17 protein-coding genes are annotated in these 20,888 nt (G+C 72.6%); 12 read left to right on the forward strand and 5 right to left on the reverse strand.

From position 1 onward, the window contains the following. Positions 1 to 21: 21 nt before the first annotated feature. Positions 22 to 621, reverse strand: coding sequence for a TetR/AcrR family transcriptional regulator (locus AB0E83_RS02140; RefSeq protein ID WP_362104503.1), 600 nt, complete (start codon positions 619 to 621; stop codon positions 22 to 24). 87 nt (positions 622 to 708) lie between these two features. Here AB0E83_RS02140 and AB0E83_RS02145 point away from each other — a divergent pair, with 87 nt between their 5' ends. From AB0E83_RS02145 to AB0E83_RS02160, 4 genes are read left to right on the forward strand one after another with little or no spacing between them, the layout of a single operon-like run. After that, complete coding sequence (locus AB0E83_RS02145; protein WP_362104505.1) at positions 709 to 2,316, forward strand: carboxyl transferase domain-containing protein; 1,608 nt, start codon at positions 709 to 711, stop codon at positions 2,314 to 2,316. 11 nt (positions 2,317 to 2,327) lie between these two features. Further along, entirely contained in the window at positions 2,328 to 4,262 is a 1,935-nt protein-coding gene (locus AB0E83_RS02150) for a biotin carboxylase N-terminal domain-containing protein (RefSeq protein ID WP_362104506.1), read from the forward strand. Beyond that, positions 4,259 to 5,194 (forward strand): hydroxymethylglutaryl-CoA lyase, encoded by a 936-nt coding sequence (locus AB0E83_RS02155; protein ID WP_362104508.1) that lies wholly within the window; start codon positions 4,259 to 4,261, stop codon positions 5,192 to 5,194. Before AB0E83_RS02150 ends, AB0E83_RS02155 begins: the two co-directional genes overlap by 4 nt. A gap of 2 nt (positions 5,195 to 5,196) precedes the next feature. Beyond that, positions 5,197 to 6,357 carry an acyl-CoA dehydrogenase family protein gene (locus AB0E83_RS02160; protein WP_362104510.1) on the forward strand — a complete coding sequence of 387 codons (1,161 nt, stop codon included), beginning with the start codon at positions 5,197 to 5,199 and terminating at the stop codon, positions 6,355 to 6,357. A gap of 67 nt (positions 6,358 to 6,424) precedes the next feature. Here AB0E83_RS02160 and AB0E83_RS02165 read toward each other — a convergent pair whose 3' ends face one another. Then, complete coding sequence (locus tag AB0E83_RS02165) at positions 6,425 to 7,945, reverse strand: hypothetical protein (RefSeq protein ID WP_362104512.1); 1,521 nt, start codon at positions 7,943 to 7,945, stop codon at positions 6,425 to 6,427. A gap of 193 nt (positions 7,946 to 8,138) precedes the next feature. Between AB0E83_RS02165 and AB0E83_RS02170 the strand changes: the two genes are divergently transcribed. From AB0E83_RS02170 to AB0E83_RS02195, 6 genes are all read left to right on the forward strand, one after another. Continuing rightward, positions 8,139 to 9,191 (forward strand): ABC transporter substrate-binding protein, encoded by a 1,053-nt coding sequence (locus AB0E83_RS02170; RefSeq protein WP_362104513.1) that lies wholly within the window; start codon positions 8,139 to 8,141, stop codon positions 9,189 to 9,191. Positions 9,192 to 9,195: 4 nt separating this feature from the next. Further along, a complete protein-coding gene (locus tag AB0E83_RS02175) occupies positions 9,196 to 10,077 on the forward strand; it encodes a siderophore-interacting protein (protein WP_362104515.1) in 882 nt (293 codons plus the stop codon). A 135-nt stretch (positions 10,078 to 10,212) separates the two neighbouring features. Then, entirely contained in the window at positions 10,213 to 11,652 is a 1,440-nt protein-coding gene (locus AB0E83_RS02180; RefSeq protein WP_362104517.1) for an aspartate aminotransferase family protein, read from the forward strand. After that, positions 11,639 to 12,922 carry a SidA/IucD/PvdA family monooxygenase gene (locus AB0E83_RS02185; RefSeq protein ID WP_362104519.1) on the forward strand — a complete coding sequence of 428 codons (1,284 nt, stop codon included), beginning with the start codon at positions 11,639 to 11,641 and terminating at the stop codon, positions 12,920 to 12,922. The genes AB0E83_RS02180 and AB0E83_RS02185 overlap by 14 nt, the downstream gene beginning before the upstream one ends. Continuing rightward, positions 12,919 to 13,449, forward strand: coding sequence for a GNAT family N-acetyltransferase (locus AB0E83_RS02190; protein ID WP_362104521.1), 531 nt, complete (start codon positions 12,919 to 12,921; stop codon positions 13,447 to 13,449). Before AB0E83_RS02185 ends, AB0E83_RS02190 begins: the two co-directional genes overlap by 4 nt. Then, the gene (locus tag AB0E83_RS02195; RefSeq protein ID WP_362104523.1) at positions 13,446 to 15,233 is read left to right on the forward strand and encodes an IucA/IucC family siderophore biosynthesis protein; all 1,788 of its coding nucleotides are present in this window, start codon (positions 13,446 to 13,448) and stop codon (positions 15,231 to 15,233) included. The genes AB0E83_RS02190 and AB0E83_RS02195 overlap by 4 nt, the downstream gene beginning before the upstream one ends. Before the next feature lie 62 nt (positions 15,234 to 15,295). Here AB0E83_RS02195 and AB0E83_RS02200 read toward each other — a convergent pair whose 3' ends face one another. Next, positions 15,296 to 16,918, reverse strand: coding sequence for a beta-N-acetylhexosaminidase (locus AB0E83_RS02200; RefSeq protein ID WP_362104525.1), 1,623 nt, complete (start codon positions 16,916 to 16,918; stop codon positions 15,296 to 15,298). Positions 16,919 to 17,084: 166 nt separating this feature from the next. On the opposite strand from AB0E83_RS02200, the gene AB0E83_RS02205 reads away from it, so the two are divergent. Together AB0E83_RS02205 and glmS are read left to right on the forward strand one after the other, a co-directional pair. Beyond that, positions 17,085 to 17,360: a hypothetical protein gene (locus AB0E83_RS02205; RefSeq protein WP_030324756.1), complete on the forward strand. Its 276-nt coding sequence runs from the start codon at positions 17,085 to 17,087 to the stop codon at positions 17,358 to 17,360. 58 nt (positions 17,361 to 17,418) lie between these two features. Then, entirely contained in the window at positions 17,419 to 19,236 is a 1,818-nt protein-coding gene (gene glmS, locus AB0E83_RS02210; protein ID WP_362104527.1) for a glutamine--fructose-6-phosphate transaminase (isomerizing), read from the forward strand. A gap of 161 nt (positions 19,237 to 19,397) precedes the next feature. Here the strand turns inward: glmS and AB0E83_RS02215 are convergent, their stop codons facing one another. Both AB0E83_RS02215 and AB0E83_RS02220 read right to left on the reverse strand, forming a co-directional pair. Next, complete coding sequence (locus AB0E83_RS02215) at positions 19,398 to 19,961, reverse strand: GPR1/FUN34/YaaH family transporter (protein ID WP_362104529.1); 564 nt, start codon at positions 19,959 to 19,961, stop codon at positions 19,398 to 19,400. A 163-nt stretch (positions 19,962 to 20,124) separates the two neighbouring features. Next, the gene (locus AB0E83_RS02220) at positions 20,125 to 20,646 is read right to left on the reverse strand and encodes a universal stress protein (protein WP_123452601.1); all 522 of its coding nucleotides are present in this window, start codon (positions 20,644 to 20,646) and stop codon (positions 20,125 to 20,127) included. Positions 20,647 to 20,888 lie beyond the last annotated feature (242 nt).

The following is a 20,888-nucleotide window of genomic DNA, read 5'->3' on the forward strand; positions in this document are numbered from 1 at the left end:
CGCCCCGGCCGGGGCGGTGTCTCAGGGGGCCGTGGCGTCCAGGGCGCTCAGCGCGCCGTGGGCCAGGTTGCGCAGGAGGAGTTCGAGGTCGGCGCGGGCCAGCGGGGTGCGCAGGTGGGGGGTGGAGTTGAGGAGGCCGAAGACCGCGTGGACCGCGGCCCGCGCCTCGGGTTCGCCGGCCGCGGGGTGCAGGGCGCGGACGACGTCCACCCACAGCTCGACGTACTGCCGCTGGAGCTGCCGGACCCGCTTGCGGTCCTCGTCCTTGAGCCGGTCGAGCTCCCGGTCGTGGAGGGTGATCAGCGGCCGGTCGTCGAGCGCGAAGTCGACGTGCCCGTCGATGAGGGAGCCGAGGAGGGCCCGCGGGTCCCCCTCCGCCTCGGCGACCCGCAGCCGCCCGCCGGCCAGGAGCCGCTCGCTGATGCCGACGAGGAGCTCCGCGAGCATCGCGTCCTTGCCGGGGAAGTGGCGGTACAGGCCGGGACCGCTGATGCCGACGGCGGCCCCTATCTCGTCCACGCCCACGCCGTGGAACCCGCGCTCGGCGAAGAGGCGGGCGGCCTCCTTGAGGATCTGCTCGCGGCGGGTCGGCGCGTCCGTCCGGGTCGGGCTCGTGGTCATGGATTCGATTCTAGACAACCCGGTTAGCGCTCGTTAACCTGAGAGGCGTACGTTAACGCTCATTAACCGAACAAGGGAGATCGGTCGATGCAGCAGGCACCTGTGCTGTCGAGTGCGGCGGATCCCGCCTCGCCGGCCTGGCGGGCCAACGAGGCGGCGCACCAGGAGCTGGCCGCGACCCTGCGCGCCAAGCTGGCCGGGGCCGCGCTCGGAGGCGGTGAGAAGTCCCGGGCGCGGCACACCGCGCGCGGGAAGCTGCTGCCGCGCGACCGGGTGGACACCCTCCTCGACCCCGGGTCCCCGTTCCTGGAGCTGGCGCCGCTGGCGGCGGACGGCATGTACGGCGGGCAGGCCCCGGCGGCCGGCGTCATCGCGGGCATCGGGCGGGTCAGCGGCCGCGAGTGCGTGATCGTCGCCAACGACGCCACCGTCAAGGGCGGCACCTACTACCCGATGACGGTGAAGAAGCACCTGCGGGCCCAGGAGGTGGCGCTGGAGAATCGTCTCCCCTGCCTCTACCTGGTCGACTCCGGCGGCGCCTTCCTGCCGATGCAGGACGAGGTCTTCCCGGACCGCGAGCACTTCGGGCGGATCTTCTACAACCAGGCCCGCATGTCGGGGGCCGGCATCCCGCAGATCGCGGCCGTCATGGGCTCCTGCACGGCCGGCGGCGCCTACGTCCCGGCGATGAGCGACGAGGCCGTGATCGTCCGGAACCAGGGCACGATCTTCCTCGGCGGCCCGCCGCTGGTGAAGGCGGCGACCGGCGAGGTCGTCACGGCCGAGGAGCTGGGCGGCGGCGAGGTCCACTCGCGGATCTCCGGCGTCACCGACCACCTCGCGGAGGACGACGCGCACGCGCTCAGGATCGTGCGGAACATCGTGGCGACCCTGCCCGAGCGGGGCCCGCTGCCGTGGAAGGTCGAACCGGCCGAGGAGCCGAAGGTCGACCCGTACGGCCTGTACGGCGCGGTGCCGGTGGACTCCCGCACCCCGTACGACGTGCGCGAGGTCATCGCCCGCGTGGTGGACGGCTCCCGCTTCCAGGAGTTCAAGTCCGAGTACGGGCAGACGCTGGTCACCGGCTTCGCCCGGATCCACGGCCACCCGGTCGGCATCGTCGCCAACAACGGCATCCTGTTCGCCGAGTCCGCCCAGAAGGGCGCGCACTTCATCGAGCTGTGCGACCAGCGCGGCGTCCCGCTGGTCTTCCTCCAGAACATCACCGGCTTCATGGTCGGCAAGGCGTACGAGCACGGCGGCATCGCCAAGCACGGCGCGAAGATGGTCACGGCCGTCGCCACCACGCGCGTGCCGAAGCTGACGGTCGTCGTCGGCGGCTCCTTCGGCGCCGGCAACTACTCGATGTGCGGCCGGGCCTACTCCCCCCGCTTCCTGTGGATGTGGCCCAACGCCAAGATCTCCGTCATGGGCGGCGAGCAGGCCGCCTCCGTGCTCGCCACGGTCAAGCGCGACCAGCTCGGCGACGCCTGGAGCGCCGAGGAGGAGGAGTCCTTCAAGGCGCCGATCCGCGAGCAGTACGAGACGCAGGGCAGCGCCTACTACGCGACCGCCCGGCTCTGGGACGACGGCGTCATCGACCCGCTGGAGACCCGGCAGGTGCTGGGCCTCGCGCTGACCGCCTGTGCCAACGCGCCCCTGGGGGACCCCCAGTTCGGCGTCTTCCGGATGTGAGGACCCTGACGATGCAGCAGATGTTCGACACCGTCCTCGTCGCCAACCGGGGCGAGATCGCGGTCCGCGTGATCCGCACCCTGCGGGCGCTCGGCGTCCGCTCGGTCGCGGTGTACAGCGACGCCGACGCCGACGCCCGGCACGTGCGGGAGGCGGACACGGCGGTACGGATCGGGCCCGCGCCGGCCTCGGAGTCGTACCTCTCCGTCCCGGCCCTGCTGGAGGCGGCCCGCCGCACCGGCGCGCAGGCCGTCCACCCCGGCTACGGCTTCCTCGCGGAGAACGCGGCCTTCGCCCGCGCCTGCGCGGAGGCGGGGCTCGTCTTCATCGGCCCGTCCGCCGAGGCCATCGCCCTGATGGGCGACAAGATCCGCGCCAAGGAGACCGTGAAGGCGGCCGGCGTGCCCGTCGTGCCGGGCGACGCCGACCCCCGGGTCACCGAGGCCGCGCGGGAGATGGGCGCCCCGGTGCTGCTGAAGCCCAGCGCGGGCGGCGGCGGCAAGGGCATGCGCCTGGTGCGGGACCTGGCGGTCCTGGACGACGAGATCGCGGCGGCCCGCCGGGAGGCGCGGGCCTCCTTCGGCGACGACACGCTCCTCGTGGAGCGGTGGATCGACCGGCCCCGGCACATCGAGATCCAGGTCCTCGCGGACGCCCACGGGAACGTGGTGCACCTCGGCGAGCGCGAGTGCTCCCTCCAGCGCCGCCACCAGAAGATCATCGAGGAGGCGCCCAGCGTCCTCCTCGACGGGGCGACCCGGGCGGCGATGGGCGCGGCGGCCGTGGAGGCGGCCCGGTCCTGCGGCTACGTCGGCGCGGGCACGGTCGAGTTCATCGTGCCGGGCGGCGACCCGTCCCAGTACTACTTCATGGAGATGAACACCCGCCTCCAGGTCGAGCACCCGGTCACCGAGCTCGTCACGGGCCTGGACCTGGTGGAGTGGCAGCTGCGGGTCGCGGCCGGCGAACCGCTCGGCTTCGGCCAGGAGGACGTCCGGCTCGACGGCTGGGCGGTCGAGGCGCGGATCTGCGCCGAGGACCCGTCCCGGGGCTTCCTGCCCTCGGGCGGCACGGTCCTGGCGCTCGCCGAACCGCACGGCGGGGGCGTACGGACCGACTCGGGCCTCCTCGAAGGCTCCGAGGTGTCCTCGCTCTACGACCCGATGCTGTCGAAGGTCATCGTCCACGCGCAGGACCGCCCGACGGCGCTGCGGAAGCTCCGCGCGGCCCTCGCCGAGCTGGTCACCCTCGGCGTCCCCACCAACGCGGGCTTCCTGCGCCGCCTCCTGGCCCACCCGGACGTCGTGTCCGGCGCCATGGACACCGGCCTGGTGGAGCGGGAGGCGGAGTCGCTGGTCCCGCGGGGCGTGCCGGACGAGGTGTACGCGGCGGCCGCCGCCGTACGCGGGGCGGAGCTGGCGCCGCGGCCGCGGGACGGCTGGACGGACCCGTTCGACGTGCCGAGCGGCTGGCGGCTGGGCGGGGCGCCGAAGCCCCTCGCCTTCCCGGTCCGCGTCGCCGGGCTCGACCCCGTCACCGTCGCCGCCCCGGCGGACGCCCGGGTCACGGCCACCGGCGTCACCGTCACCGTCGACGGGGTCACCCACGCCTTCCACCGGGCCGGCGCCTGGCTCGGCCGGGACGGCGACTCCTGGCACGTCATGGACCACGACCCGGTGGCCGCCGCGCTCTCCGGGGCCCGGCACGGCGGGGCCGACACGCTCGCCGCGCCGATGCCCGGCACCGTCACCGTCGTGAAGGTGGCGGTCGGCGACGAGGTGGAGGCCGGACAGAGCCTGCTGGTGGTGGAGGCGATGAAGATGGAGCACGTCATCTCCGCCCCGCACGCCGGCACCGTCACCGAGCTGGACGTCACGCCCGGCACCGCCGTCGCCATGGACCAGGTCCTGGCCGTGGTCGCCCCCCGCGAGGAGGAAGCGGAATGACCGCCCTGCCGATGACCTTCCGCGATCCGGCGCTGCCCGCCCGGGTCCGGATCCACGAGGTGGGCCCCCGGGACGGGCTGCAGAACGAGAAGACGGCCGTCCCGACCGGGGTGAAGGCGGAGTTCATCCGCCGGCTGGCCGCCGCCGGGCTCTCCACCGTCGAGGCGACCAGCTTCGTGCACCCGAAGTGGGTGCCCCAACTGGCCGACGCCGAGGAGCTGTTCCCGCTCGTCCGGGACCTGCCCGTACGCCTGCCGGTGCTGGTGCCGAACGAGCGGGGGCTCGACCGGGCGCTCGCGCTCGGCGCCCGCGAGGTCGCCGTCTTCGCCTCCGCCACCGAGTCCTTCGCGAAGGCCAACCTCAACCGGACCGTCGACGAGGCGCTCGCCATGTTCGAGCCGGTCGTCGTCCGGGCGGCGGAGACCGGCCTGAAGGTCCGCGGCTATCTGTCGATGTGCTTCGGCGACCCGTGGGAGGGCGCCGTCCCCGTCGGGCAGGTCGTCCGCGTCACCAAGGCCCTCGCCGACATGGGCTGCGACGAGCTGAGCCTCGGCGACACCATCGGCGTCGCCACCCCGGGCCACGTCGGCGCGCTGCTGACCGGCCTGGCGGAGGCCGGGGTGCCCGTCTCCCGGCTCGCCGTGCACTTCCACGACACCTACGGGCAGGCCCTGGCCAACACGCTGGCCGCGCTGCGGCACGGCGTGACCGTCGTGGACGCCTCGGCGGGCGGCCTCGGCGGCTGCCCGTACGCCAAGTCCGCCACCGGCAACCTCGCCACCGAGGACCTGGTGTGGATGCTCGACGGCCTCGGCATCGAGACCGGGGTCGACCTGGCCGCCCTCACCGCCACGAGCGGGTGGATGGCCGAACAGCTGGGCCGGCCGAGCCCGTCCCGTACCGTCCGCGCGCTCTCCCACAAGGAGTCCTGACCATGTCCCTCGACCACCGGCTCTCCGACGAGCACGAGGAACTGCGCCGCACCGTCGAGCAGTTCGCCCACGACGTGGTGGCGCCGAAGATCGGCGACTACTACGAGCGGCACGAGTTCCCGTACGAGATCGTCGCCGAGATGGGCCGCATGGGCCTGTTCGGCCTGCCGTTCCCGGAGGAGTACGGCGGCATGGGCGGCGACTACCTCGCCCTCGGCATCGCCCTGGAGGAGCTGGCCCGGGTCGACTCCTCCGTCGCCATCACCCTGGAGGCGGGCGTCTCGCTCGGCGCCATGCCGGTCTACCGCTTCGGCACCGAGGAGCAGAAGCGCGCGTGGCTGCCGAAGCTGTGCGCCGGCGAGATGCTGGGCGCCTTCGGCCTGACCGAGCCGGGCGCCGGCTCGGACGCGGGCGGCACCCGCACCACGGCGGTCCGCGACGGCGACCACTGGGTCATCAACGGCTCGAAGTGCTTCATCACCAACTCCGGCACGGACATCACGGGTCTGGTGACGGTCACGGCGGTCACCGGCCGCAAGCCGGACGGCCGTCCGCTGATCTCCTCGATCATCGTCCCGGCCGGCACCCCCGGCTTCACCGTCGCCGCGCCCTACTCGAAGGTCGGCTGGAACGCCTCGGACACCCGCGAGCTCTCCTTCGACGACGTGCGCGTGCCGGTGGAGAACCTCCTCGGCGAGGAGGGCCGCGGCTACGCCCAGTTCCTGCGGATCCTCGACGAGGGCCGGGTCGCGATCGCGGCGCTCGCGACCGGGCTGGCGCAGGGCTGTGTGGACGAGTCGGTGAAGTACGCGAAGGAACGTCACGCCTTCGGTGCGCCGATCAGCACCTACCAGGCCGTCCAGTTCAAGATCGCCGACATGGAGACGAAGGCCCACATGGCCCGGATCGGCTGGCGGGACGCGGCCTCCCGCCTGGTGCTGGGCGAGCCGTTCAAGAAGGAGGCGGCGATCGCGAAGCTGTACTCCTCGACGGTGGCGGTGGACAACGCCCGCGAGGCGACCCAGATCCACGGCGGCTACGGCTTCATGAACGAGTACCCGGTGGCCCGCATGTGGCGCGACTCGAAGATCCTGGAGATCGGCGAGGGCACCAGCGAGGTCCAGCGGATGCTGATCGCCCGGGAGCTGGGCCTCCCGGCCTGACCGCACGGCACCCCGCGGACCGTCCAGGCCCGCCGCCCCCTCCCGGGGTGGCGGGCCCGGCCGTTCCTCACCGGGGGCCCGGCCGCGTGCCGGGCGAGACGTAGGCGTCGAAGGCGCGCCAGCCGGGGGCGGACGGCAGCCGGGTGGCGGGCCAGTCCTCGGCGTAGGCCGGCGGGGCCTTGCCGGCGTGGACGACGACGGCGAGCGGCCGGTGCCGGGCGAGTTCGGCGAGGCCGGCCTCGGTGATGCTGCCGTCGTGGCCGCGCGGCTGGCGGGAGGAACAGCCGGTGTAGTAGCCGATCGGGACGTACTCGCGGCCGGTGACCGTGCAGGGCGGCCGGACGCCGAGGTCGTGCAGGGCGGCGGCGATCCCGGTGAACTGGGCGCGGACGGAGCGGCTGTAGCCGACGGCCCGCGCCAGGACGGCGTACTGCACGGCGGCGTGGGCGAGGAAGCAGGCGGCGAGCAGCCCCGCGACGAGCGGCCGGCGGGCGGGGCGCACCGCGCCGGTCAGGAACAGGACGCACTCGGCGGCGGGCAGGGCGAGGAGGGCGTACGCCGGCAGCAGGAAGCGGGGGGCCGCGTAGCCGACCGTGAAGAGGTACGGGAAGGCGAGGGAGGCGGCGGTGACGGTCGCGAGGACGGCGGCGGTCCCCCGGCCGGCCCGGACCGCGCCGGCCAGGCCGCCGAGGACCGCGAGCGGCAGCACGAACCACCACAGCGCCGTCGCCGGGTGCGCCCAGGGGATGTCGCACGGCCGGCACAGGGTGCGGCCGGCCAGCGCCCGCACGTGGTCGTCGACGGAGAAGTACCAGCCCAGGGTGCCCTGGATCTCCCCCGCCCGGTGCAGCCGGGCGGCGAGCCCGCCGTAGGACGCGTACGCCTCCACGACCCAGGGGACGGCGCCGAGCAGCAGCCCGGCGACGGTCGCGGCCGCGGCCGCGGGGCGCGGCCGGAGGCCGGGGAGGAGGAGCGCGGCGGCGAGGAGCGGCAGCGCGAGCCAGAGGCCGTCGGCGGGCCGCAGCAGGGTGACGGCGGCGACGGCGGCCCCGAGCCCGGCGAGCGCCCACCGGGGGCGGGCCGCCGGGCCGGCCGCGCGCAGGAGGCAGCCGGCGGCCGCCAGGGCCCCGAAGGCGCACCACAGGTTGGGCATCACGCGCGGGCCGTAGAAGAGGGTGACCCACAGGCTCGCGAAGAGGGCGCCCGCGAGGACGAGCACCCGGGCGGGCAGCAGCGGGCGCCACACCCACAGCGCGCCGAACAGCGCGGCGCCGGAGAGCAGGGCGAGGTAGAGGCGGAGGACGGCGGTGGAGGCGGTGAACGCGGCGACGGGGGCGACGAGGTAGGTGACGCCCCGGGCGCGGGGCGCGCTGAAGTAGGCCGGCGGGGCGTTGCCGCCGACCTGGCTGACGTACACCGCCTCGTCCCAGCCGAGGCCGGTTCCCGGTACGGACAGGGCGAGTTGGGCGAGGACGAAGGCGGCCGCGACGGCGACGAGGGGCCACGGGCCGGTGCGGGGCCGCGGCCCGGCCGGGGCCGGCCGCCCCTGACCGCGCCGCGGGCCGGTTCTCGCTTCGGAGGTCGTCACCCCGTCAACCCTGCGGCGGGGCCCGGGGACGGGCGCGGCGGCGCGCCGCGCCGCGGGGGCCGGGCACCTCGTCAGGAGTAGCGCTCCTCACACCGCGGAAGCGGGACCGACCCTGTTGATCCGAATGAGGTTAGGCTAACCTACCCTCGACTTGCCCAGGCCGACCCCGGCACGTACCGAAAGCGACTCCGCCATGCCCAGCAACGCCCGAGCCACCTCCCTCTCCCGCCGCGGCATCCTCGCCGCGGGCGGCGCCCTCGGGCTCGGCGCCGTGCTCGCCGCCTGCGGCGACGGCGACAAGAAGAAGAGCGACGGCTCCTCTTCGTCCGCCGCCAAGTCCGGCTCCTGGGAGTTCAAGGACGACCGCGGCCAGACCGTGAAGACGAAGTCGGTGCCGAAGAACATCGTCGCCTTCACCGGCATGGCCGCCGCCCTCAAGGACTTCGGCGTCGAGGTCACCGGCGTCTTCGGCCCGACCTACGTCGAGGACCCGAAGACCAAGGCGAAGAAGCCCGACGTCCAGGCCGGCGACCTCGACATCGCCAAGGTGAAGGTCATCGGCAACGTCTGGGGCGAGTTCAACATCGAGGAGTACCTCAAGCTCCAGCCCGAGGTCCTCATCACCGACATGTGGGAGAAGGACGCCCTCTGGTACGTGCCGGAGGAGCAGAAGGCCAAGATCCTGAAGATCGCGCCGAGCGTCGCCCTGTGGGCCTCCGGCCGGACGATGCCGTCCGTGCTCCAGCGCCACGCCGACCTGGCCGCCTCCCTCGGCGCCGACGTGAACAGCGAGCGGGTGAAGAAGGACAAGGCCCGCTTCGAGGCCGCCGCCGAGCGCCTGCGCAAGGTCGCCCAGGGCAAGAAGGACATCAAGGTCCTCATCGGCTCCGGCTCCCCGGACACCTTCTACGTCTCCACCCCGGTCCGCCCGACCGACACGCTCTTCTTCCAGGAGCTGGGCATCAACATCGTCGTCCCGACGAAGCTGGACCCGTCCGGCTGGTTCGAGCTCCTCAGCTGGGAGAACGTCGACAAGTACAAGGCCGACGTCATCCTCCTCGACAACCGCACCGGCACCCTCCAGCCGGAGCAGCTGAAGGCCAAGCCGACCTGGGCCGCGCTGCCCGCCGTCAAGGCCGGCCAGGTCTTCCCGCGCGTGACCGAGCCCGTCTACTCCTACGCCAAGTGCGCCCCGCTCCTGGAGGACCTGGCGACCGCCCTGGAGAACGCGAAGAAGGTGGCCTGACCCCATGACGAACGCCGAGACCGCCCCGTTCCAGTTCTTCTCCCTCCAGGTCGACCGGACGCGGCGGCTCGGCCCGTCGCTGGTCCGCGTCACCTTCACCGGGGAGGACCTGAAGCGCTTCGCCGCCGGCGGGCGCGACCAGTCCCTCTCGCTCTTCCTGCCGCACCCCGGCCAGGAGGCGCCGGTCCTGCCGCCTCTGGACAATCCGGACATGTACGCGATCCTGGGCGCCTGGCGGGCCATGCCCGACGACGTCCGGGCCGTGATGCGCTCGTACACGGTCCGGGAGCAGCGCACCGAGCCGGTGAACGAGGTCGACATCGACTTCGCCGTCCACGAGGACGGCGGCCCGGCCTGCCGCTGGGCGCAGCACGCGAAGCCCGGTGACCGGGTGGTCGTGCTCGGCCCGGCGGTCGCGGACAACACCGGTGTCCGCTTCCGGCTGCCGGAGGACGCCGACTCCGTGCTGATCTGGGCGGACGAGACGGCGCTGCCCGCCGCCTCCGCGATCCTGGAGTGGCTGCCGGCCGAGACCCGCGCCCAGGTCTACCTCGAAGTGCCGTACTCCGGCGACCGGATGGAGCTGGCGACGGAGGCGGACGCCACCGTCACCTGGCTGGTCCGGGAGGAGGGCGCGCCCTCCGGCCCGGAGGCGGTCGCGGGCGCGGAGCTGCCCGGGGAGTCGCCGTACGTGTGGATCGCGGGCGAGTCCGGCGCGGTCAAGGCGCTGCGGCGGCACTTCGTGCGCGAGCGCGGGCTCGACCGGCGCCGGGTGACGTTCGTGGGCTACTGGCGCAAGGGCCTGTCCGAGGACGCCCTGCGCGAGGTGCCGGACGAGACGGCGCAGGACGCGGAGCGGGACGAGACGTCCGTCACGGCTCCATGAATCGGACGATTCACCTCACAGCCCCTCAACCTTCACCGGTTGGGGGGCTGTTGTCATAAGAAATTAGGTTAGGCTAACCTTACTTAAGCACCAACGGTTGCGTATTCCGCGTCCCCGTCCCGGAAGGGCCCCCACATGCGTTCGCACCTGCTCAACGACACGACGGCGGAGAGCTACCGGCGCTCCGTCACCGAAGGAGTCGAGCGGGTGGCGAGGAAACTCGCCACGACGCGCGGCCCGTTCACCGGCGTCACCCCCGCGGAGCTGGCGCCCGTGATCGACGCCGTGGACCTCGACCGCCCCCTCGGGGACGCCTCCGCCGCCCTCGACGAGCTGGAGGACGTCTACCTCCGCGACGCGGTCTACTTCCACCACCCGCGCTACCTCGGCCACCTCAACTGCCCGGTGGTCATCCCCGCCGTCCTCGGCGAGGCCGTCCTCTCGGCCGTCAACTCCTCCCTGGACACCTGGGACCAGTCCGCCGGCGGCACCCTCATCGAGCGCAAGCTGATCGACTGGACCGCCGCCCGCATCGGCCTCGGCCCGCTCGCCGACGGCGTCTTCACCAGCGGCGGCACCCAGTCCAACCTCCAGGCGCTGCTGCTCGCCCGCGAGGAGACCGGCACCGCCGACCTGTCGAAACTGCGGATCTTCTCCTCCGAGTGCAGCCACTTCTCCGTCCAGAAGTCGGCCACCCTCCTCGGCCTCGGCCGCGACGCGGTCATCTCGATCCCGGTCGACAAGAACCGGCGGATGCAGTCCGTCGTCCTCGCCGCCGAGCTGGAGACCTGCCGCGCCGAGGGCCTCGTCCCGATGGCGATCGTCGCCACCGCCGGCACCACCGACTTCGGCTCCATCGACCCGCTGCCCGAGATCGCCGCCCTCGCCGAGGAGTACGGCGCCTGGATGCACGTCGACGCCGCCTACGGCTGCGGCCTGCTCACCTCCCTGAAGCGCCGCCACCTCCTCGACGGCATCGAGCACGCCGACTCCGTCACCGTCGACTACCACAAGTCCTTCTTCCAGCCGGTGAGTTCCTCCGCCGTGCTGGTCCGCGACGGGGCCACCCTGCGCCACGCCACCTACCACGCCGACTACCTCAACCCCCGGCGCACCGTGGCCGAGCAGATCCCCAACCAGGTCGACAAGTCGCTCCAGACCACCCGCCGCTTCGACGCCCTCAAACTGTGGATGACCCTGCGCGTCATGGGCGCGGACGGCGTCGGCGAGCTCTTCGACGAGGTCTGCGACCTGGCCCGCGCCGGGTACGACCTGCTCGCCGCCGACCCGCGCTACGACGTGGTCGTGGAGCCGCAGCTGTCCACCCTCGTCTACCGCTACGTCCCCGAGGCCGTGACCTCGCCCGCCGAGATCGACCGCGCCAACCTCTACGCCCGCAAGGCGCTCTTCGCCTCGGGCGAGGCCGTCGTCGCCGGCACCAAGGTCGACGGCCGCCAGTACCTCAAGTTCACCTTGCTCAACCCCGAGACCACGGCGTCCGACATCGCCGCCGTCCTCGATCTGATCGCCGGCCACGCCGAGCAGTACCTGGGAGAGAACCTTGTCCACGCCTGAGATCGCTGAGATCCACGACTTCATCGGGATCGGGCTCGGTCCGTTCAACCTCGGACTCGCCTGCCTGACCGAGCCCATCGAGGAACTGAACGGCCTCTTCCTGGAGTCCAAGCCGGACTTCGAGTGGCACTCGGGCATGTTCCTCGAAGGCGCCCACCTCCAGACGCCGTTCATGTCGGACCTGGTGACGCTCGCCGACCCGACCTCGCCGTACTCCTTCCTCAACTACCTGAAGGAGAAGGGCCGGCTGTACTCGTTCTACATCCGCGAGAACTTCTACCCGCTGCGCGCCGAGTACAACGACTACTGCCGCTGGGCCGCCGCCAAGGTCTCCTCGATCCGCTTCTCCACCACCGTCTCGGCCGTCTCGTACGACGGGGCCGGCGAGGTGTACGTCGTCACCACCGAGGCCGGAGAAACGTTCCGCGCCCGCCGGATCGTCCTCGGCACCGGCACCCCGCCGTACCTCCCCGACCCCTGCCGGGAGCTGGGCGGCGACCTGATCCACAACTCGCGCTACGTGCCGAACAAGGAAGCCCTCCAGCGCAAGAAGTCGATCACGATCGTCGGCAGCGGCCAGTCCGCCGCCGAGATCTACTACGACCTCCTCTCCGAGATCGACGTCCACGGCTACAAGCTGAACTGGGTGACCCGCTCCCCGCGCTTCTTCCCGCTGGAGTACACCAAGCTCACCCTGGAGATGACCTCCCCCGAGTACGTGGACTACTTCCACGCGCTCCCCGAGGAGACCCGCTACCGCCTGGAGTCCGAGCAGAAGGGCCTCTTCAAGGGCATCAACGGCGACCTCATCGACGCCATCTTCGACCTGCTCTACCAGAAGAACTTCGCCGGCCCGGTCCCCACCCGGCTCCTCACCAACTCCGCGCTGCACACCGCCTCGTACGACGGGGCGAGCGGCACGTACACCCTCGGCTTCCGACAGGAGGAGCAGGAGAAGGAGTACGAGATCGAGACCGAGGGCCTGATCCTCGCCACCGGCTACAAGTACGCCGTCCCCGCCTTCCTGGAGCCGCTGAGGGACCGCCTCCGCTTCGACGGGCAGGGCCGCTTCGACGTCGCCCGCAACTACGCGGTCGACACCACCGGCCGCGAGGTCTTCCTCCAGAACGCCGGCGTCCACACCCACTCCATCACCTCGCCCGACCTGGGCATGGGGGCGTACCGCAACGCGTACATCATCGGGGCGATGCTGGGGACCGAGTACTACCCCGTAGAGAAGACCATCGCGTTCCAGGAGTTCGCCGTATGACCGTCCAGATCCGCCCGCTCGACCCGCTCCGGGACGCGGAGCTCATCCACCCGTGGGTGACCCACCCCAAGGCCGCCTTCTGGATGATGCAGGACGCCAAGCTCCAGGACGTGGAGCGCGCCTACATGGAGATCGCCGCCCACCCGCACCACGACGCCTTCATCGGCCTCGTCGACGGCGAGCCCGCCTTCCTCATGGAGCGGTACGACCCCTCCCGGGTGGAGCTGGTCGGGCTCTACGAGGCGCAGCCGGGCGACGTCGGCATGCACTTCCTCGTCGCGCCCACCGACACCCCCGTGCACGGCTTCACCCGCACGGTGATCACCGCCGTGATGGCCGAGCTGTTCGCCGACCCGGCGACCGCCCGCGTGGTCGTCGAGCCCGACGTCCGCAACAAGGCCGTGCACGCGCTCAACGAGGCCGTCGGCTTCGTGCCCGAGCGCGAGATCCAGAAGCCGGAGAAGAAGGCCCTGCTGAGCTTCTGCACCCGCGCCCAGTTCGAGTCCGCCGTGGGAGCCGCGATATGAGCCGCCCGGTCGCCACCGACCCCGTCGCCCACCTCACCCCCGAGCGCTGGGCCGACGCCAACCGCGCGCTGATCCGCAAGGGGCTCGCCGAGTTCGCCCACGAGCGGCTGCTGAACCCCCAGGAGCTGGGCGAGTCCCGCTACCGGGTGCTCGCCGACGACGGCGTCACCGAGTACCGCTTCACGGCGGACCGCTTCGCCCTCGACCACTGGCAGGTCTACCCCGAGTCGATCAGCCGCCACCGGGGCGACGAGCAGCTGCCGCTGGACGCCCTCCAGTTCGTCACCGAGCTGCGCGGCGCGCTGGGCCTGAGCGACGAGATCCTGCCGGTCTACCTGGAGGAGATCTCCTCCACCCTGGCCGGCACCGCCTACAAGGCGACCAAGCCCCGGGTGACCGCCGCCGAGCTGGCCCGCGCGGACTTCCAGGCGATCGAGACCGGGATGACCGAGGGCCACCCCTGCTTCGTCGCCAACAACGGCCGCCTCGGCTTCGGCGTCGACGAGTACCTGGCCTACGCCCCCGAGGCGGCGAGCCCGATCCGCCTGGTCTGGCTGGCCGCCCGCCGCGACCGGGCCGCCTTCACGGCCGGCGCGGGCATCGAGTACGACGCCTTCATCCGCGCCGAGCTGGGCGACGCGGCCGTGGACCGCTTCGCCGGGATCCTCGCGGAGCGCGGCCTGGACCTCGCCGACTACCTCCTCATGCCGGCCCACCCCTGGCAGTGGTGGAACAAGCTGTCGGTGACCTTCGCCGCCGAGGTGGCCCAGCAGCGCCTGGTGTACCTGGGCGAGGGCGAGGACGCCTACCTGGCCCAGCAGTCGATCCGCACCTTCTTCAACACCGCCGACCCGGCCAAGCACTACGTGAAGACCGCCCTGTCGGTCCTCAACATGGGCTTCATGCGGGGCCTCTCGGCGGCGTACATGGAGGCGACGCCGGCGATCAACGACTGGCTGGCGCAGCTGATCGACGCGGACGACGTGCTGAAGGCGGCCCGGTTCTCGATCATCCGGGAGCGGGCGGCGGTCGGCTACCGGCACCTGGAGTACGAGGCCGCGACGGACCGCTACTCGCCGTACCGCAAGATGCTGGCGGCGCTGTGGCGCGAGTCGCCGGTGGAGCGGCTCGCCGAGGGCGAGCGGCTCGCGACGATGGCCTCGCTGCTCCACGTCGACCACGCGGGCGCGTCCTTCGCGGGCGCGCTGATCAAGGAGTCGGGCCTGGCGCCCGAGGAGTGGCTGCGCCGGTACCTCGACGCCTACCTGCTGCCGGTCCTGCACTGCTTCTACGCCTACGACCTGGTCTACATGCCGCACGGCGAGAACGTGATCCTGGTCCTGGACGAGCGGGGCGCGGTCGACCGGGCGATCTTCAAGGACATCGCCGAGGAGATCTGCGTCATGGACCCGGACGCGGTCCTGCCGCCGGCGGTGGAGCGGATCCGCGCCGAGGTCCCGGAGTCCATGAAGCTGCTGTCCGTCTTCACGGACGTCTTCGACTGCTTCCTCCGCTTCATGGGCGCGACCCTGGCGGCGGAGGGCACGGTCGCCGAGGACGTCTTCTGGCGGGCGGTCGCCGACTGCGTGAAGGGCTACCAGGAGTCGAAGCCGGAGCTGGCGGACCGCTTCGCGCAGTACGACATGTTCGCGGAGACCTTCGCGCTCTCCGCGCTCAACCGCCTCCAGCTGCGCAACAACAAGCAGATGGTGGACCTGGCGGACCCGTCGGCGGCGCTCCAGCTCGTCGGCGACCTGGTGAACCCGATCGCCCGGTTCGCCTGATCCCCCCCCATACCGGTGCGAGCCCCGGCGGAGTACGGTCCTCCGCCGGGGCTCGCATCCGTCTACGGCCGGGCCGGCCAGGGCACCCCGGGCGCGCGGTACCAGGCGATGCCGAGGGCGTCGAAGCGGTGGGCCTGTTCGGCGAGGCGCGCCCGGTACGCCTCCCAGTCGCCGCCGCCGGCCGGGGACCAGCCGAGTTCGGCGAGGCCGGGGAGGCGGGGGAAGGCCATGGTGTCGAGCTGGGCGGGGGTGGAGAGGGTCTCGGTCCACAGCGGGGCCTCGACGCCGTGGACGGCGCTCTCGGGGACGCCGGGGAGGTGGGTGCCGGGGTCCCACTCGTACGCCCTGCGGACGGAGACGGTGCCGGCCCACTTCAGGCCGAGGGGGGTGTCGGCGGCGTACTTCATGTCGAGGTAGGCGCGGTCGGCGGGCGAGAGGACGATCCGGGCGCCGGCCCGCGCGGCGGCGGCGACCTTCTCCTTCTCCCCGGCGGGGGTGCGGTCGTGTCCCCAGTACTGGAGCAGGGCGCCGGGGACGGGGGCGGCGTCGACGGCGAGCTGGTGCCAGGCCATGACCTCCTTGCCGTGCCCCGTGACGAGCCGCTGGAAGCGGTCCGTCATCGTGCGGTAGTCGGCGGGGCCGGTCGACCTGGCCTCGTCGCCGCCGATGTGGAGGTACCGGCCGGGGGTGAGGGCGGCGACCTCGCGCAGGACGTCGTCGGCGAAGGCGTACGTGGCCTCCTTGCCGGCGCAGAGGGTGGAGAAGCCGACCTCGATGCCGGTGTGGGGCTTCGGGGCCTTCCCGTCGCAGTTCAGTTCCGGGTAGGAGACGAGGGCGGCGTTGGTGTGGCCGGGCATGTCGATCTCGGGGACCACCTCGATGTGCCGGTCGGCGGCGTACCGGACGATCTCGCGGTACTGGTCCTGGGTGTAGAAGCCGCCGGGGCCGCCGCCGACCTCGGTGGCGGCGCCGACGGCGGTGAGCGCGGGCCGGGAGCCGATCGCGAGCCGCCACCCCTGGTCGTCGGTGAGGTGGAGGTGGAGAGCGTTGTACTTGTAGGGGGTGATGCGGTCGATGTACGCCTTCACCTCGTCGACCGTGAAGAAGTGGCGGGCGACGTCGAGCATGGCGCCCCGGTAGGGGAAGCGCGGGGCGTCGGTGATCGTGCCGCCGGCGATCTTCCAGGTCCGGTGCTGGACGGTGCGCCGTTCGACGGCGGCGGGGAGCTGCTGGCGGACGGTCTGGACGCCGCGGAAGAGGCCGGCGGGGGTGCGGGCGGTGAGGGTGAGCCGGCCGGGCGCGGAGCGCAGCCGGTAGCCCTCGTCGCCGAGGGCGGTGGCGGCCGGGTCGAGGCGGAGGGCGAGGTCCGCGGACGGGTCGGTGACGACCGGGAGCCGGAAGCCGGTGGCGGGGCGGAGCAGGGCGGCGAGCCGTCCGGCGACGGCCCGGACGGCGGGGTCGCCGCCGGGGACGCCGATGCGGGTGGCGGCGGTGAGGGCGTAGGGGGCGCCGCCGGGGGTGACGGAGGCGGGGAGCGGGACGATCCGGCCGAGCGGGCGGACGTCGGGCTCGGTGGCGGGGGCGGCCGGTCCGGGGCCCTGGGCCGGGGCGGCCGGGGGCGCCTCCGTGCAGCCGAGCGCGGCGGCGAGCAGCAGGACCGCGGGTGTGATCAGGTGCCGTCTCACGGGCGGGCCCCCTTCGGTGACGGGCGGGTCACCATGCGTACCGCCGCCCGCACACCGGGTCAAGGTATGGACCAATAAGCGTGTCCGGGCCGATGATCATGCGGTCCCTGCCCGATTTCGGGCAGGATTCTTGCGAGAACCGTCGAGCACCCCTCAATATTCATGGGTGCTCGAACGCCGCCCGTCCCATGACGACCTCATCGACCATCTGGTCCGGAGCACCGCGCTCCAGCGTGGTGAGGCCGCCCGGGTGGTGCTCGACGTGCTGGCGTACTTCGACGAGACGACCGAGGAGTTCGTCCGCCGCCGCCACCGCGAGCTGCAGTCCGGCGGAGCGGTGAACGCGGAGATCTTCGAACGGATCTCGGCCGAACTGCCGCACCGGGCCGTCGCGCCGCCGGAGCTCTCGCTCCGGCAGCTGCGCCGGATCGTCTACGGCTAGTCCGGCTGTCGTCCACGGCCGAGCAGCACCACCATCACCAACCGGAGGGGTTTCCTACATGTGCGGAATTGTCGGTTACATCGGTAAGCGCGACGTGGCGCCGCTGCTCCTGGAGGGCCTGGCCCGCCTGGAGTACCGCGGCTACGACTCCGCCGGCATGGTCATCAACAGCCCGAAGAGCGCGGCGCTGAAGATGGTCAAGGCCAAGGGCCGGGTCCGTGACCTGGAAGCCCGCGTCCCCAAGCGCTTCTCCGGCACCACCGGCATCGCGCACACCCGCTGGGCCACCCACGGCGCCCCGAGCGACCACAACTCGCACCCGCACCTGGACCCCGAGAACAAGGTCGCCGTCGTCCACAACGGCATCGTCGACAACGCCCAGGAGCTCCGCGCCAAGCTGGAGGCCGACGGCGTCGTCTTCGCCTCCGAGACCGACACCGAGGTCATCACCCACCTCGTCGCCCGCTCCCAGGCCGAGACCCTGGAGGACAAGGTCCGCGACGCGCTCAAGGTCATCGAGGGCACCTACGGCATCGCCGTGATGCACGCCGACTTCAACGACCGCATCGTCGTCGCCCGCAACGGCTCCCCGGTCATCCTCGGCATCGGCGAGAAGGAGATGCTGGTCGCCTCCGACGTGGCCGCGCTCATCGCCCACACCCGCCAGGTCGTCACCCTCGACGACGGCGAGATGGCCACCCTCAAGGCCGACGACTTCCGCACCTACACGGTCGCGGGCGCCTCCACCACGGCGACCCCCGAGACCGTCGAGTGGGAGGCCGCCTCCTACGACATGGGCGGCCACGACACGTACATGCACAAGGAGATCTCCGAGCAGCCCGACGCGGTCGACCGCGTGCTGCGCGGCCGGATCGACGACCGCTTCTCCACCGTGCACCTCGGCGGCCTCAACCTCGACCCGCGCGAGGCCCGCACCATCCGCCGCATCAAGATCCTCGGCTGCGGCACCTCGTACCACGCCGGTCTGATCGGCGCCTCCCTCATCGAGGGCATGGCCCGCATCCCCGCCGACGCCGAGCCGGCCTCCGAGTTCCGCTACCGCAACCCGGTCGTCGACCCCGACACCCTCTACATCGCCGTCTCCCAGTCCGGCGAGACCTACGACGTGCTCGCCGCCGTCCAGGAGCTCAAGCGCAAGGGCGCCCGCGTCCTCGGCGTGGTCAACGTGGTCGGCTCCGCCATCGCCCGCGAGGCCGACGGCGGCGTCTACGTCCACGCGGGCCCCGAGGTCTGCGTCGTCTCCACCAAGTGCTTCACCAACACGGTGGTCGCCTTCGCGCTCCTCGCCCTGCACCTCGGCCGCATCCGCGACCTGTCCGTCACCGACGGCAAGCGGATCATCGAGGGCCTGCGCAAGCTGCCCGCGCAGATCGAGGAGATCCTCAAGGACGAGGACGAGATCAAGCGCCTCGCCGCCGAGTACGCCGGCGCCCAGTCGATGATGTTCATCGGCCGCGTCCGGGGCTACCCGGTCGCCCTGGAGGCCTCCCTCAAGCTGAAGGAGATCTCCTACATCCACGCCGAGGCGTACCCGGCCTCCGAGCTGAAGCACGGCCCGCTCGCCCTCATCGAGCCGGCCCTGCCGACGGTCGCGATCGTCCCCGACGACGACCTGCTGGAGAAGAACCGCGCCGCCCTGGAGGAGATCAAGGCCCGCTCCGGCCGCATCCTCGCCGTCGCGCACCAGCCGCAGGAGAAGGCCGACCACACCATCGTCGTGCCGAAGAACGAGGACGAGCTCGACCCGATCCTCATGGGCATCCCGCTCCAGCTCTTCGCGTACCACACCGCCCTCGCCATGGGCCGCGACATCGACAAGCCGCGCAACCTGGCCAAGTCCGTCACGGTCGAGTAGTCGCCCGGCGGGACCTGTCACCCGCCGAGCACGCCACGGCCCCGGGCCTGTCCCCCGGGGCCGTACGCCGGGCCTGTCCCCCGGCGGTACCGACCGGACACGAGGAACGGCCCCCCGCGCTTCCCAGGAGCGCGGGGGGCCGTTCCGCCGTTCCGCCGCGGTTACGCCGCCGCCGTGCTGCGGCCGCTCGCCCGGCCCAGGGCCGTCGGCCAGCCGGCGACCGCCGCCGTGGCGCCGTACCAGGCCGCGAGGCCCGCGAGCGCGGCCACCCAGCCGCCCGCCTTGCCCAGGCCCTCGTTGCCCGCCAGCGCGGCGATGCCGGAGAGCAGCAGCGCGACGAACAGCAGGCCGTACACGCCCTGCCCGAAGGCCCCGCCGCCCTTGGCGGCCAGCGTCAGCGTGAGCGCCAGCAGCGCCCACAGGAGCAGGAAGAGACCGGCCGCGTCCGCCGAGGCGCCGCCGCCCACTCCGGTCCCCCAGGTGAACCAGAAGGCGCCGAGCGCCGCGAAGGCCGTGCCGTCGCCGGTGCTGCCCGCGCGCAGGGCGAGCAGGCCGACCAGGAAGAGCGCCACGCCGCCGACCCAGGTGGCGAGGCCCGCGGCATCGGCTGCCGCGACGTTGTCGATGACCCCGGTGCCGCCCAGGCCGAAGGCCAGGAGGGTCAGTCCGAGAGCGAGGTTTCCGAGGGTGGAGGTGCCGTTCCCCGACGCGACGTCCTTGTGCACGACGGGCTCCCTTCGAACGAGCGGTGTTGCCGCGTGAGCTGCTGTGTTCCGGTCTCCTTTAACTACCCTTCACAAGCGCACAAATCACCTGAGGCAGGCGGAAATTATCGCTGTGACAAGGGAGTTGACGGAGGGTCCGGCGCTCCGGAGGGGGCCCGGGAGGCTACGGGATGACGATCACGGGCCGCTGCGCGCGCCGCGCGAGCCGGCCGGCGACCGAGCCGAAGATCCGGCCGACGATCCCGTGCGTCGAGCCGACCACGATCGCGTCGGCCGAGTACTCGCGGCCGACCTCCTCCAGCTCGTGGCAGATGTCCCCGCCGCGCTCCACCAGGATCCACGGCACCTCGGAGAGGTGGTCCGCGCAGGCCAGCTCAAGGCCCAGCACCTCGGTGCGGTGGTCCGGCACGTCGACGAAGACCGGCGGCTCGCAGCCCGCCCACACCGTGGTGGGGAGCCGGTTGGCCACGTGGACGATGATCAGGCCGGAGCCGGAGCGCCGGGCCATGCCGATGGCGTACGCCAGGGCGCGCTCACTGGACGTGGAGCCGTCGAAGCCGACCACCACCCCGTGCCGGAAGGCCGGGTCGCAGGCGTGGCGTGGCTGTTCCACCGCGAGGGGGTCGACCGTGGAGTCGGCGACGCGCTTGCGGTCCGCGGGTTCGGGGAATTCGTGACCGGCCATCGGTGTCTCGGCTAGGGAAGTCCTCGTGGGAAGGGACGGTGGAGGGGGGCGAACAACGGGTGGCGGCGGAGCTGTGTCCGGGAATCATCTTCCCAAGCCCATACCCCCAAGGGTACGGCGACACTCCTCTCCTGCCCAGGGCCCGCCGTACCGCGCCCGGCGTGCTCACCGCTCGTGCGCGGCTCGGCGCGCGCGGTGTCCCCCGGAGCATGCACGAGGGGTTCACCATCTGGCAATGCCGG

The organism is Streptomyces sp. NPDC035033 (assembly GCF_040636735.1).
In the GTDB taxonomy this organism is placed as follows: Bacteria; Actinomycetota; Actinomycetes; order Streptomycetales; family Streptomycetaceae; genus Streptomyces.